This is a genomic window from Chryseobacterium sp. GW823-FHT05E08, from assembly GCF_058795655.1.
Map to the genome: position 1 here is coordinate 102,591 of NZ_JBXAHY010000001.1, position 14,609 is coordinate 117,199.

The following is a 14,609-nucleotide window of genomic DNA, read 5'->3' on the forward strand; positions in this document are numbered from 1 at the left end:
AACAATTTCAATTTGAATAAAATAAAGTATGTAAATTGGTAGTGTCCACAAAATCTTATCTTAGAAAAAAGAACTTTTGAAATTATTAAACTTATTATTGATCTTTCTATTCTGTTCATTATCTGCACAGAAATCTATTCCTTTTGATACCTTAAAGTTGAAAGAGGCAAAAGATATGCTTGCCGACGATTATGGGAATCTATATATATACAAAAACAAGGATTTCAGTTTTACAAAGTATGATTCTTTGGGCAAACAGCTTGGAAAATTGATGTTTACAGTTCCTTTTAAAGTTCAGAATGTTCAGAATCCGTTGAGTATTGCTTTCTTTTCTGAAAATGCTCAGGAAATGAAGTTTGTAGATCAAAATCTTAATGAAATTCAGAAAGTAGATTTTAAACAGAAATTCGGATTTATAAGAATGGCTTACGCAGAAGATCTTCAGCAATTATGGTTGTTGGATGACAGCATGAAGCGATTGATTCAATATAATTTCAGAAATGAAACGACCATAAATTCTTATCCTTTTGATGCGAGTTTTGATGACTTGATGGATTTGATGGTTTTTGAAAATAAGATCTACATTTTAACTAAAAAACAAATCAGAATCTACACTTTTAAATTTGAAAAACTCTTTGAAGCTCCGATTGAAAACGGAAAGCGCTTCAGAAGAGAAAACGAATTTATTTTAGTAATTACTAATAATTCGATTTTAAAATACATTCCGGAAAAAGAAATGGTGAAAATTTTTGAAGATCCCGATGCACAAATTGTGGATAAAAATACCCTTTCTTATTTTGAAATCAAAGCCAACAACCTTTATCTTTACAACCTCGAAAAAAGTAAAGAAACTAAGTTGCAAATAGAACCTGAACCAGAGAAAAAATCAACGGATCAGCCTGTAGGAAAAAGTGAAGAAGAATCTAAAAATGGATCTTCGGAACAACCTGCAGGAGAGAATTTAGAGAAACTGATCAATGAGATTTCCGAAGTTCAGAAGTTTGGTATTTAGTGATAAAAGCAATTAAACAGTAAAACATTAAGGGAAAATATGCATATTGCAGTTACAGGGAATATTGGAGCAGGAAAAACTACATTAACGACCTTGCTTTCAAGGCATTACGGATGGGATGCGCAATTTGAAGATGTAGACCACAATCCTTATCTGGAGGATTTTTACGCAGATATGAGCAAATGGAGTTTTGCGTTACAAATTTATTTTTTGGGAAGCAGATTTCGTCAGGTAAAGGAGATTAGAGAAAGTGGAAAAAACATTATCCAGGATCGTACAATTTATGAAGATGCTCACATTTTTGCAGAAAACTTAAATGATATGAATCTTCTTTCGACCAGAGATTTTAATAATTATATTTCTGTTTTCGATTTGATGAAAAATTTCGTTTCTGCGCCGGATTTATTGATCTATTTGAAATCTGATGTTCCTAATTTGGTTAAAAAAATCTACAAAAGAGGAAGAGAATATGAAGCATCGATCAGCATCGAATATCTTTCAAAACTGAATCAGAAATACGAAAAATGGATCTCGAGTTATACGGAAGGTAAGCTTTTAATTATCGAAGTTGATAATCTTGATTTTGTTGAAAAACCGGAAGATTTCGGATTTATCCTTGAAAAGATAGAAGCAGAGCTGAACGGATTGTTTTAACATTTATTTATCATTAATTAAGAGTCCCGTAGCTAGATTTGTCACTACATTTGATAGACTCAAGTTTAATTTTTTAAATACAAATAAAATGTTAGTTAAGGTTTTACATAATGGAAGTTGTTCAAAATCAAATGCTGTTTTAGAGTATTTGGATGAGAATGGAGTGCCGTTTGAGATCATCAATATGACTGAAGATCCACTAAGCATTTTGGAAATTAAAACGGTCTTGAAAAAGCTTAATCAAAGTGTTTTTCATATCATCCGTAAGACTGAAAAGTTATATATGGATAATTTTGCCAATAAGAATTATTCTGAAGAAGAATGGATCAAGATTTTATCTGAAAATCCGTCTCTGATACAAAGACCAATCTTAATAAAAGGATCTGTTGCGATGTTGGGAAGACCGATTGATAACGTAAAGTTTTTTATCGAAAAGTAATTTTACATTAACATTAAAAATATAAACAAAAAGTCAGCATTATGCTGACTTTTTTACTTTTTAAAGAAGAATTACTCCTTCTACTTTTGCGACTTCTTTATAAATTTTAACCACCTGATCGGCATCTAAAACAAATGCGTTGATATTACAGGCCGTGTATTTTCCATTTTTACTTTCGCGGTTTCCCAGTGTGAATTTGATTCCGTCAAAAACTCTGTAAATTTCAGTAAGTTTAGACTGATCGGTCGGGATTATGAATTTAAATAAATAATCTTCTGGAAAATCATGATGATCTTCCAGCTTTTCCTTTAGAGAATTATAAAACTCCTCAGGGTTTGCGTGTTGATTTCCTTGTAATATATCCATCTGCAAATTTTAATTTTATATATAAATATAGCGAAAATAATTCTATTTTCCAAGCGGTCCTAAAAGAGCCTTAGAGTTCTGGTGCTCGTAATCTTCAATGATATTAAATAATCCGTTGACCATTTGTTCAGAAGCCAATTGACTTAAACCTCCCGAGCTTACCGTATTTTTATTTCCTCCTAGCAGACTTCCTAATAAATTATTTCCTGATAAAGCTGTATTGATTGTTTTAACGATACCATATTGATTCAATTGTTCATCAACTTTAGGCATAATCGCTGCCACCAATTGTTGCTGAGTTTTTTCTTTCAATATTTGAGTCGCTGTAGTTCCCTGGATAATTCTTGTAACATCTTGAGCGCTTAAGCTATTCACAGCGCCTTCTAAAATAGGTCTTGAAACATTTACCGTATATGAAGCCGCCTGAGCAATATAATCTTTTTCTTTGGCAACCAACGACGGAGCAATTTTTTCTAAAGTAGAATTAATATCTCTCAACTCTTTTGGTAATGCTTTGTCTACCAAATTGTTTTGTAAAAAGGCATCTTTATTACCATAAATTCCCATTCCTTTATTAATACCGTTTAATAAAAGCTTTTTAATGACAGAAAGCCCTAAATCGGTGGTCGCTAAAGTAGTGCAAGACTGCATCGTTGTATTGATAACTGCGCCGGTACAAATAATTAAAGCAGCTGCTATAATATATTTTTTCATTTATTTTTTATTAATCTATAATATTCTCAAATTCTGAGCCAAATTTAGCTAGTATTCTCTGTTTAACAAAATTTTAAATTTAACTACACAAATTGGGGCGTTTTTTATGATAAGCTATTGGTAAATCGATTGCATTTTTTTTCTTAATATGAGATTATATTTAATGAAATAGTATTGAATCCTAATATTACTTATTCTTAATATTGATTTGTTGTTAATTTTCAGAATTTTTAAGAAATATTAACTATGTAACATATATTTTTATAATTTTGGCTAATGTCTTTTTTTGAGAAATACGAAACGGCTCAAACAAAGATGGTAAAAAGACCGTAAATCTTTTTATAAATAATTGATTGTACAAATAAATTGAAACTATATGAAACAAAGTGATTTAAAGTATTCATGTCTCATTGCTGTTCTATACTTTGGTATGAATGTCAATGCGCAGACTACTCCCAAAAAAGATACTCTGAAAGAGCAGAAGATAGAGGAGGTAGTGATGATTGGATATGGATCTCAGAAAAAAGAAAATGTTACCGGAAGTATTGGTCTTGTTTCTGCAAAAGATTTAGCAGATAAACCGAATGCAAACCCACTAAACTCTGTGCAGGGAAAATTGGCTGGAGTAAATGTTGTGACATCAGGTACGCCAGGTGGATCTCCTAGAGTGGATATTAGAGGGGTTGGATCTTTGTCTGGTAATACAGTTTTCATTGTTGATGGAATGTTAACGGAAGATATTTCTTTCCTTAATCCTCAGGATATCGAATCGATGAGTGTTTTGAAAGATCCTTCAAGTTTGGCAATTTTTGGAGCTAAAGCTGCAAATGGAGCTGTAATTATCAAAACTAAGAGTGGAAAAGGAAAACCTGTTTTTAATGTTAATTCTTATTTAGGCATTAAAAAGGTTACCAATATTCCTAAAATGGTAAATGCAGATCAATACGTTGAATTGTACAATGAAAAATTAATGAATGACAATGGTTCTTCTGCAGGATCTATCAGTAGAGCAGATTTCCCAGCTGATACTGATTGGTTCAAAGAAATTTTCCGTACCAGCATTATCAATTCAAATGATTTCTCTGCTTCAGGAAGTCTTGGGAAATTGAATTATTATGGTAGCGTTGGGTATCTACAGGACGAAGGTAATTTGGCTGCAGGGCAAGGAATTAATTCTGGAAGTGGTTTTAATAGATTCAATACAAAATTGAATTTAAGTTATAAAATTACAGATAACATTACAATTGGAGATAATTTCTCTTACTCAAAAACAAGAACTGACGTTGCAAATAATCCTTTGTTGAATGCACGTAATTCTCCACCATTATTTGGACCTATGAATTCTGCAACAGGAAGTTATCAGTTTTTCAACGGCTATTCTATTGCAAATCCGAGAGCACAATTAGATCTTTACAGATCACAGATAAGACAGGACAGAATGCTTAATAACGTTTTTATTGATATTAAGTTTTTAAAAGATTTTACTTTTAGAAGTAGTTATACAACTGATAACTATAGTCCAAGCCAGTACGAATATACACCTGCAATTACATATACACCAAATGCAACTCTTTCGAAACTTATTACAAGAAATGTTCGTAATAGGAACTATGTTTGGGACAACACTATTAATTGGAAAAAAGATTTCGGAAATCATAATTTAGAATTACTAGCCGGTTTTTCAAGAATTAGAGATTCTAGATCTGAAGATGTTTTCATTGCTAAAAACGTAGCTTATGATGGAACTAATGCTTCTTTAAACATTTTCAACGGTACTGATATATTTAATTATCAAGATACTGCAGCGGAAGTTCCTGATGGTAGACCTGCTGCTACACAAGATCAACAAAGAATTGAATCTTTCTTTGGAAGAATCAATTATGGTTATGCCGGTAAATATCTTTTAAATGCCTCTGTACGTAGAGATGCAAGTTCACAAATATCAACAGACAGATATAAAACTTTTCCTGCTGTAAGTGTTGGTTGGGTGGTTTCAAAAGAAGGTTTTATGAGTGAACAGAATGTTTTTGATTTGTTGAAATTGAGAGCAAGCTGGGGTAAATTAGGTAACCCGAGAGTTAAAAGAGATTATTCTCAGATTGTAACTAATATTGGTGGAGGTGCATATTATGGTAATACCGGATATCCAGCAGGAACAGTTGACAGAGTGATTGATCCGTCAATTGGTTGGGAAACAACAACGGGCTCTGATTTTGGTGTTGAGATGGCATTTTTAAATAATAAATTAAAAGTTGAGGGAGCTTATTATAACAAAGAATCAAAAGATGTAGTTTACGGAGTTAATCAAGCCACAATTTCCGGAGCTAGTAATCCGTATGATTATATCACTAATGCTTACTCTTTTAAAAATAAAGGTTTTGAAGTATCTGTAAATTATAATGCAAATCTTAGTGAAAGTGTTAAACTTGGAGTTTATGGAAACTTCACATCTCTGAAAAATGAGATAACAAACGTTTATCAAGATTCATTCTTAGAAACAGGAGCTAGTTTATTTGGTAATTCAATTGTAAGATTACAAGCCGGGCAAGCCGTTGGTTCTTACTATGGATACGAAGTTGCAGGCGTATTCCAAACTGATGCTGAAGCGGCTGCATCCGGGCAGAACGGAGCAAAGGCAGGATGGTTCAAGTTTGCAGATCTTGATGGAAATGGAGTAATTGATACCAGAGATAAAACTTTCTTAGGTAGCCCTATCCCCAAAGGAACTTATGGATTTGGAATAAACTTGACCGTTCATTCAATTGATTTTGGAATAGATTTCCAAGGAGTTTTTGGTAATAAAATTTATAATTATAACCGTGAGCAACGTTATGGTAATGAAAGTTGGGATCTTGATATGTATAATAACAGATGGACGGGTGCGGGTACTTCCAACACCAATTCTATGATTACTTCTAACCAATCTATTATTTTACCAAGCAGCTTTTATGTAGAAGATGGCAGCTATTTTAGAATCAGAAATATTCAGGTAGGATATAATCTACCTTCATCATTAGCTCAATCTTTATCAGTTAAAAAACTGAGAATATATCTAAGTGCACAAAACCCATTAACAATTTTCAAATATAACGGATTCTCTCCTGAAATTATGAATTCTGATAGAGTACAAATGGGTATTGATAATAACATTTATCCAATTTCTGCTATTTATACAATGGGTATGAATTTAACATTTTAATTAAAAAGTCATGAAAAAAATATTTTTAACAATCTCAATACTTTCATTATTTGCTAGCTGTAATAATGATTTTGTTGATATTAAACCCGAAGGGATAGTAGTGGCAGAGGACTTCTATAAAACAGAAGCTGATGCTATGAAAGCGACGAATGCTATATACAGCTTCCTAAGAAGTTGGGAAAACTCTGGTTTTCCTGCACAATTTGTATTTGGAGTAACTGGAGATGACGTTGAAAAAGGATCAAATCCTGGTGATGCATCTTTTATCAATGCGTATAATAATTTTTCTTTTACAACAAGTGATGACGGAGTTAATGGATACTGGACTGGTCAATGGCAAGCCGTTCAAAGAACAAACCAGGTTATTACCAATGTTCCGAACATTGATATGGATACAGCTCTTAAAACAAGATTGGTTGCAGAAGCTAAAATGTTGAGAGCATATTTCTATTTTAATTTGGTAAGAATATATGGTGGCGTTCCTATTTTTGATGGGATACAAGCTGATTATATTAATAAACCAAGAAATACTGCTGCAGAGGTATATGCATTTATTGTAAAGGATTTAACTGAAGCATCTGCAATTTTACCGCAAACATATCCAGCAGGTCAGGAAGGAAGAGTCACAAAAGGTGGTGCTTTGGGATTACTCTCAAAAGTTTATCTTTATATGAAAGACTACCAAAAAGCTTATGACGTTTCAACTCAAGTAAAAGGGATGGGATATTCTTTAGATCCTAGTTTTAATCACTTATTTAGACCAGCAGGTGAATTTGGAACTGAATCAGTTTTCGAAGTTAATTGTGGTTGTTCTCCGGAATTTGGTGGGAGTCAGTATGCAGAAGTTCAGGGTGTGAGAAATCAGTACGGATGGGGTTTCTTTACGCCAACTCTAGCATTAGAGAATGCATTTGAACCGGGTGATATCAGAAAACAATTTACCATTCTTAGAGAAGGTCAAACTACACCGGAAGGTGATCTTATCAAAAAAGGAGATCCGCAAGCAGGCAATACTTGGAATTATAAAACTTACGTTCCTTCATCACTTAACAATAATGCGTGCGGATATGGATCAATCCAAAACATAAGAATCTTGAGATTTGCAGACATTCTTTTAATCAATGCCGAGGCAGCAAACGAATTAGGAAATACTGCGGTTGCGATTACAGATATCAACTTAGTAAGAAACAGAGCTCAGCTGGCGAATACAACTGCAACTGGTCAGTCCACTCTTAGAGCTGCAATTTGGCAAGAGAGAAGGGTTGAATTGGCAATGGAAAATGATAGATTTCCAGATTTAGTAAGAACAGGTCAAGCTGCTACTTTCCTTGGTCCATTAGGATTTCAAACTGGTAAAAATGAGTTATTTCCAATACCTTTAAGAGCAATTACAGATAGTAAAGGTATTTTAACGCAAAACCCCGGCTATTAAAATTAAATAATAAACTTTAGAGGAGAATGAAAGTTCTCCTCTTCTTTTAGGGATGATTTTAAAATAAATGAATTATGAAAAGGATAACACTATCAATTGCTGTAGTATCATTATTTGCAGTTTCATGCAAAAACTCCCAAAATGTAAAACAAGAATCTACTCAAAAATCGGTCGTAAAAAGCAATATCACAGACGAGCAACTCATGGACAAAGTTCAGATGGATGCTTTAAAATATTTCTGGGATTATGCAGAGCCGAATTCTATGTTGGGAAGAGAGCGCTATCACGAAGACAATATCTATCCGGATAATGATAAACATGTAGTCACTACAGGTGGATCAGGATTTGGATTAGCAACTATTTTGGTCGGAGTTGAAAGAGGTTTTGTTCCAAGAAAAGAAGCGGTAAAACGATTGACTAATATGATGGATTTCTTAGCAAAAGCAGACCGTCATAAAGGCGCTTGGTCGCATTGGATCAATGGAGAAACGGGTAAAACTGTTCCTTTCGGAAAGAAAGATAACGGTGGAGACTTGGTAGAAACAGCGTTTTTAACTTCAGGAATTCTAATGGTTCGTGAATATTTCAAAAATGGAAATGCAGAAGAAAAAGCATTAGCCCAAAAATGTGACGAACTTTGGAAAGGAATTCAATGGAACTGGTACACAAAAGGAGGCGAAAAAGTCCTTTATTGGCACTGGTCACCGGAATATCAATGGGAAATGAATTTTCCTCTTGAAGGCTATAACGAATGCTTGATCACATATATTTTAGCGGCATCATCACCCACTTATTCAATCGATGCTGAAACATATTACAAAGGCTGGACAAGAAACGGAAACTACCTTTCAGACAAAGAAAAATACGGACTTCCAATGTACGTAAAACACAATGGAGCAGAAGAATACGGCGGTCCTTTATTCTGGACACAATATTCTTACATTGGCTTAGATCCAACCAATTTGTCAGATAAATTAATTAAAAATTATTTTGATTTAAATAAAAATCAGGTACTTATCGATTACAAATACTGTGTTGAAAACCCAAAAGGCTGGAAAGGTTACAGCGCAAATTATTGGGGATTAACGGCAGGTTATTCAAGAAATAAAGACGGAAGTGTTGGTTACGATGCTCATTTTCCACAAAATGACCACGGGGTAATTACTCCGACCGCGGCGTTGAGCAGTTTTCCATATTCACCAAAAGAATCAATGGACTTTTTGAGATTTATTTATACTCAAAAACCTGAATTCATCGGTTCTGCAGGGCCATACGACGCAACTTCGATCAACTATGATAATTGGACGACTCCAAGATATTTAGCGATCGATCAGGGAACAATTGCTCCAATGATTGAAAACTACAGAACAGGATTTTTATGGAAATTATTCATGAATGCTCCTGAAATCCAACAAGGATTGAAGAAATTAAGCTTCAAATCTGAAAAATATAACATTAAATAATTATTTTTAGGAGCTTAATCCCGCTTTCCACTATATCTTTTTTATTACGGCCTCCGCTTCGCTCCGGCCGCAACAAAAAAGGATGCCGTTTCAATCGGGGCTATTTTTTGAAGACAAAGAGTCCCGAAGGGACGATTTAAAACAGAATAGGATGCAATCCTATTTAAATAAAAACCCTAATATTCAAATGAAAATTAAATTAAAACACCTCCCAATTTTACTTCTCCCTTTTTCATTAAGCTTAAACGCTCAGGAAATCAAAGGAGAATTAAACAAAGAAATCAAAAGACAGGAAAAAATATCCTACATTCTTGATTTTCCACAAAAGGCAAAAGGAAATGTTCCTTTGATTGTATTTCTTCATGGTTCGGGAGAAAGAGGAACAAATCTGGAGATCGTAAAAGCGCACAGCCCGTTCACGTATAAAAACCTGATCAAGGAACCTGTTGCGATTTTGGCGCCTCAATGCCCTGAAAATATGTGGTGGGATACGGAGACGATTTATAATTTAATTAAAGATATTCAGGCAAAATATAAGATTGATGCTTCTCGAATTTACCTTACCGGACTTTCAATGGGAGGTTGGGGAACGTTAAAATTGGCGATGGAGCATCCTGAAATGTTTGCTGCCGTAGTTTCAGTTTGCGCTCCGACGGATAGAATAATGGAAGCGAATATCGATCAATTCAAAGATTTAAACATAAAAATTTTTCATGGCGGAATGGACGACGTAGTTTTACCCGAAAATGCATTAAATTTTTACCAAAAACTACATCCCGTAAATCCAACCGCAGAATTAACAATTTTCCCTAATGACAACCATAATTCATGGGATTCAACCTATTCAAATCCCGCATTATATGAATGGATGTTGTCAAAAAGAAAAGAGAAATAATTATTCAAATTTAATAATATTAATAAATTTTAAAAGTCGCTATCAATTGCTGAGTGAAATCGCAGATTAGACGTAGTCAAACGCCATTGCGAACAAAAAATATCCACAACAATTGTAAAAAAACTTAGAGAACTTTGCGTTTAAAACAAAATTATTATTAAAAAAGTAAAGCTTAAAATCTTTACTGAGTCAAACGTCCTTGCGCCTTAAAAACATAAAGTTTATAAAAAAATTGCGCCTTTGCGTTTGACCAACCAAAAATTAAAACAAAAAATAGAACTATAATTTATAACGAAGATAGATTTATGAAAAAGTTAATTGTAATCGCCACTTTAGCACTGGCACCTGTGTTTTCGGCGCAGGAAATGGTAAACAAGCCCGTTCAGTCTTACCAGACGGCTCAATATCAGGCTAAAAAGAAAGCTTTTGTAGATAATCTTTTGTCGAAAATGACATTAGACGAGAAAATCGGCCAGCTAAATTTACCAAGTTCAGGAGATTTTACTACAGGTTTGGCTAAAAGTTCAGACATCGGAAAAAAAGTTGAACAAGGCTTAGTTGGTGGACTGTTCAATATAAAAGGAGCTGACAAAATTAAGGCAGTTCAAAAAGTAGCGGTAGAAAACAGCCGTTTGAAAATTCCTTTGATTTTCGGTATGGACGTTATCCACGGTTACGAAACAACATTCCCGATTCCATTAGGTTTAGCGGCTTCTTGGGATATGAATTTGGTTCAGCAGTCAGCAAAAGTTGCGGCAAAAGAAGCAGCTTCTGACGGAATCAACTGGACGTTCTCTCCAATGGTTGACATTTCCCGTGAACCAAGATGGGGTAGAGTTTCCGAAGGTTCTGGTGAAGATCCATATTTAGGAAGTGAGATTGCTAAAAATATGGTTTATGGTTACCAAGGAAAAGATTTGGCAAACGGAACGAATATTTTGGCTTGTGTAAAACATTTTGCGCTTTACGGAGCTGGTGAAGCTGGTAGAGATTACAACACGGTTGACATGAGCCACGTGAGAATGTTCAACGAATATTTCCCACCTTACAAAGCGGCTGTTGATGCGGGAGTAGCTTCTGTAATGGCTTCTTTCAATGAAGTGGACGGAGTTCCTGCAACAGGAAACAGATGGCTTCAAACGGAGGTTTTAAGAAACAAATGGAACTTCAAAGGTTTCGTTGTAACAGATTACACGGGAATCAACGAAATGGTTGACCACGGAATGGGAGATCTTCAACAGGTTTCTGCATTAGCTTTAAAAGCCGGAGTTGATATGGATATGGTTGGTGAAGGATTTTTAACAACACTTAAAAAATCTTTAGCTGAAGGAAAAGTTACTCAAGCTGAAATCGATTTGGCAACAAAAAGAATTCTTGAATCAAAATACGATCTAGGCTTGTTTGATAATCCTTACAAACACGGAGACGCAAAATTAGCAGCAAAAGAGGTTTACAGCATGGAAAACCGTAACATCGCGAGAAATGCTGCAGCTCAGTCAATGGTTTTAATGAAAAATGATAACCAAGTTCTTCCTTTGAAAAAATCAGGAACGGTGGCGGTGATCGGACCATTGGTGAACAATTCTTTAAACATGGCCGGAACTTGGAGTGTTGCTGCTCAACATGACAAAGCGGTTAATTTAATGCAGGGTCTTCAGGCTAATTTCGGGAAAGAAGTGAAATTCGTTTCTGCAAAAGGAGCGAACATAGATTATGATGCGAAATTAGAAGATATCTACGCTGCTCACGGTAAAAAAACCGACAGAGACAGCCGTTCAAAAGAAGCTTTATTAAAAGAAGCGGTTGATGTTGCAAGCAAAGCAGACGTTATTGTTTTAGCGATCGGAGAATCTGCTGAAATGAGTGGAGAATCTTCTTCAAGAACTGAAATTACGATTCCTCAGTCTCAGGTAGATTTATTAAATGAATTAAAAAAGACTGGAAAACCAATCGCAATGGTACTTTTCACAGGTCGCCCATTAGCTTTGACGAATGTAAAAGATACTCCTGATGCAATTCTTAACGTTTGGTTTGCAGGTTCAGAAGCTGGAAACGCAATTTCTGACGTTCTTTTCGGAAAAGTTAATCCTTCAGGAAAATTGCCAATGACTTTCCCAAGAAGTCTTGGACAGGTTCCAATTTATTACAATGCTAAAAATACAGGTCGCCCATTAGACCAAAAATTAGTTGATAAATGTGAATACCAAAGATTCCGTTCAAACTATATGGATGAGTGTAATACACCGTTGTATCCGTTTGGTTACGGGTTGAGTTATACAAAATTCAATTATTCTGATGTAACGGTTTCTAATGCCAATCCAAAAGGAAATCAGACGGTTCAGGCTTCTGTAACCGTTACGAATTCTGGAAATTATGATGGAGCTGAGGTTGTTCAGTTATACATCAGAGATATGGTTGGAAGCATCACAAGACCTGTAAAAGAGTTGAAAGGTTTCCAAAAAGTGATGCTGAAAAAAGGAGAATCTAAGAAAATAACTTTCGATATTACTCCTGAAAGCTTGAAATTCTACAATGGAGATTTAAAATTCGATTGGGAATCCGGAGATTTCGACATCATGATCGGAACCAATTCTGAGGATGTAAAACATTCAAAAATTAATTGGACAAAATAATATTTCTAAGCCACTCATTTTGAGTGGCTTTTTTTGTATCTTAGAATTTAAATTAACTAATACCATATTTTGGCACACTTTTTACCAAATTGAAAACAATTAAAATTAAAATATGAAAAAAACAGTTTTATTAGGTGCGATGTTCCTTGGTTCATTAGTTTTCGCACAGAAAGTTGGCGGAGACAGAGATGTTCACGGATGTATCGGTTCTGCAGGATATACTTATTCGCAAATTAAGAATGATTGTGTAAGAGTTTTCGAACAGAAAATTAAACTGAACGAAGTAAGCACAGATAAAAGTTATTCTACAAGAACGGCGGTTATTTTCAGTAAAAACATGCAAAAAGCTGAGATTTTTATTCCGGATGGAAGTGCAAAAAGCATAATTCTTGACAGACAAGGAAAAGGCAAACTTTGGAAAAGTGGAAAACAGATTAAAGAGAGCTACGTTTTAGTCCCTTACAAAAAAACGGGTTATCAAATTAAAAAAGATGATGTAGTAATTTATCAATAAAAAAACAAAAACAGGAAATCAATTTTGACTTCCTGTTTTTTTATCCTAAAATTTAAATATAAAATTTATCCTGCAACAGCAACTTCCTCAGCATAAACAACACCTTCATAGCAAGCATTGTAAATCGCTTTCAATTCTTCTAATGAAGGAACTCTTGGATTAAATCCTGTACAAGGATCTACCAAAGCATTGTTGGCGATATAATCTAGGTTTTTATCCCAATCTTCTCTCGAAATTCCAAATTCTTTGATCGCTGATTGATTGTTGATTTCAGAACGAAGCGTTTCAATAGCCTGCGCCAATTCTTCAGTCGTTTCTTTACCGATTACTTTTGCTAGTTCTGGATAACGTTCAGTTGCCTTAGCATTAAAACGGATAACATTCGGAAGGAAAATCGCGTTCGAAGCACCGTGAGGAATTCCGTACAAAGCTCCAACTTGATGAGATAAAGAATGAACAATTCCTAACCAGGCATTATTAAATGCCAATCCTCCCATAAAAGAAGCATCATGCATATTTTGACGAGCTTTGATGTTATTTGGATTCTCTACAACTTCTTTTAAATTATCAAAAACCAGTTCCAATCCTCCTTTAGAAAGAGCGTCAGCGATATTATTTTCTATATTTGAAACATAAGCTTCTACACAATGTGTTAAAACATCAAGACCAGTATTAGCTGTAACGTGAGCCGGCATTGAAGCACAGATTTCGCCATCAATGATAGCAATATCCGGAGTTAGTTCGTAAGAAACGATTGGATATTTTACGCCTTTTTCACGGTCTGTAATTACCGCCAAACCTGTAGTTTCAGTTCCCGTTCCGCTGGTAGAAGGGATTGCAATAAATTTAGCTTTATTTCTTAAAACAGGCACTGTGAAAGGCTTGATCATCGCCTCGAAATCAGCATCAGGATATTCATAAAATACCCACATGATTTTTGCGGCATCGATCGCAGAACAACCACCTAAACCAATAATCCAGTCTGGTTGAAAATTTTGAATCATTTCAGCACCTTTCATACAAGTTGCAGATGACGGATCTTCTTCCACACCTTCGAAAATTTGGGTTTCGATTCCTGCTTCGGTAAGATAAGCAATTGCTTTATCCAACGTTCCGCTTTTTCTCATCGAGCTTCCACCCGTTACAATTACCGCTTTTTTACCATTGATATTTTTTAATTCGTCAAGACTTCCCGCACCGTGGAAAACTTCTCCTGCAATGAATAATTTGCTCATTTTTTTCTTCTTTAATTAATGATGCAAAATTAAAAACGGCAGAAGCAACAATG

12 protein-coding genes are annotated in these 14,609 nt (G+C 34.7%); 9 read left to right on the forward strand and 3 right to left on the reverse strand.

Going from position 1 to position 14,609, the window contains the following annotated elements; genetic code table 11:
• The first annotated feature begins 76 nt into the window (after positions 1 to 76).
• From AC1Q7L_RS00480 to AC1Q7L_RS00490, 3 genes are all read left to right on the forward strand, one after another.
• A complete protein-coding gene (locus tag AC1Q7L_RS00480; RefSeq protein ID WP_492305868.1) occupies positions 77 to 1,012 on the forward strand; it encodes a hypothetical protein in 936 nt (311 codons plus the stop codon).
• 39 nt (positions 1,013 to 1,051) lie between these two features.
• A complete protein-coding gene (locus tag AC1Q7L_RS00485; RefSeq protein ID WP_492305867.1) occupies positions 1,052 to 1,666 on the forward strand; it encodes a deoxynucleoside kinase in 615 nt (204 codons plus the stop codon).
• 88 nt (positions 1,667 to 1,754) lie between these two features.
• Positions 1,755 to 2,105 (forward strand): ArsC/Spx/MgsR family protein, encoded by a 351-nt coding sequence (locus AC1Q7L_RS00490; protein ID WP_410691058.1) that lies wholly within the window; start codon positions 1,755 to 1,757, stop codon positions 2,103 to 2,105.
• Positions 2,106 to 2,165: 60 nt separating this feature from the next.
• On the opposite strand, the gene AC1Q7L_RS00495 is transcribed toward AC1Q7L_RS00490, so the two are convergent.
• Positions 2,166 to 2,471, reverse strand: coding sequence for a DUF493 family protein (locus AC1Q7L_RS00495; RefSeq protein WP_410691057.1), 306 nt, complete (start codon positions 2,469 to 2,471; stop codon positions 2,166 to 2,168).
• A 42-nt stretch (positions 2,472 to 2,513) separates the two neighbouring features.
• On the reverse strand, positions 2,514 to 3,185 hold the full coding sequence (locus tag AC1Q7L_RS00500) for a DUF4197 family protein (protein WP_492305866.1): 672 nt from the start codon (positions 3,183 to 3,185) through the stop codon (positions 2,514 to 2,516).
• A 376-nt stretch (positions 3,186 to 3,561) separates the two neighbouring features.
• On the opposite strand from AC1Q7L_RS00500, the gene AC1Q7L_RS00505 reads away from it, so the two are divergent.
• The 6 genes from AC1Q7L_RS00505 to AC1Q7L_RS00530 all read left to right on the forward strand — a co-directional run bounded on the left by AC1Q7L_RS00505 (position 3,562) and on the right by AC1Q7L_RS00530 (position 13,321).
• The gene (locus AC1Q7L_RS00505; protein ID WP_492305865.1) at positions 3,562 to 6,384 is read left to right on the forward strand and encodes a SusC/RagA family TonB-linked outer membrane protein; all 2,823 of its coding nucleotides are present in this window, start codon (positions 3,562 to 3,564) and stop codon (positions 6,382 to 6,384) included.
• Between the two features lie 10 nt (positions 6,385 to 6,394).
• Positions 6,395 to 7,816 (forward strand): RagB/SusD family nutrient uptake outer membrane protein, encoded by a 1,422-nt coding sequence (locus AC1Q7L_RS00510; RefSeq protein ID WP_492305864.1) that lies wholly within the window; start codon positions 6,395 to 6,397, stop codon positions 7,814 to 7,816.
• Positions 7,817 to 7,890: 74 nt separating this feature from the next.
• Positions 7,891 to 9,279 (forward strand): glucoamylase family protein, encoded by a 1,389-nt coding sequence (locus AC1Q7L_RS00515; protein ID WP_492305863.1) that lies wholly within the window; start codon positions 7,891 to 7,893, stop codon positions 9,277 to 9,279.
• A 187-nt stretch (positions 9,280 to 9,466) separates the two neighbouring features.
• The gene (locus AC1Q7L_RS00520) at positions 9,467 to 10,174 is read left to right on the forward strand and encodes a carboxylesterase family protein (protein ID WP_492305862.1); all 708 of its coding nucleotides are present in this window, start codon (positions 9,467 to 9,469) and stop codon (positions 10,172 to 10,174) included.
• A gap of 305 nt (positions 10,175 to 10,479) precedes the next feature.
• On the forward strand, positions 10,480 to 12,807 hold the full coding sequence (gene bglX, locus AC1Q7L_RS00525; RefSeq protein ID WP_492305861.1) for a beta-glucosidase BglX: 2,328 nt from the start codon (positions 10,480 to 10,482) through the stop codon (positions 12,805 to 12,807).
• A 112-nt stretch (positions 12,808 to 12,919) separates the two neighbouring features.
• Positions 12,920 to 13,321, forward strand: coding sequence for a hypothetical protein (locus AC1Q7L_RS00530; protein ID WP_066757262.1), 402 nt, complete (start codon positions 12,920 to 12,922; stop codon positions 13,319 to 13,321).
• A gap of 65 nt (positions 13,322 to 13,386) precedes the next feature.
• Here the strand turns inward: AC1Q7L_RS00530 and AC1Q7L_RS00535 are convergent, their stop codons facing one another.
• A complete protein-coding gene (locus tag AC1Q7L_RS00535; protein ID WP_492305860.1) occupies positions 13,387 to 14,556 on the reverse strand; it encodes an iron-containing alcohol dehydrogenase in 1,170 nt (389 codons plus the stop codon).
• Positions 14,557 to 14,609: the final 53 nt, after the last annotated feature.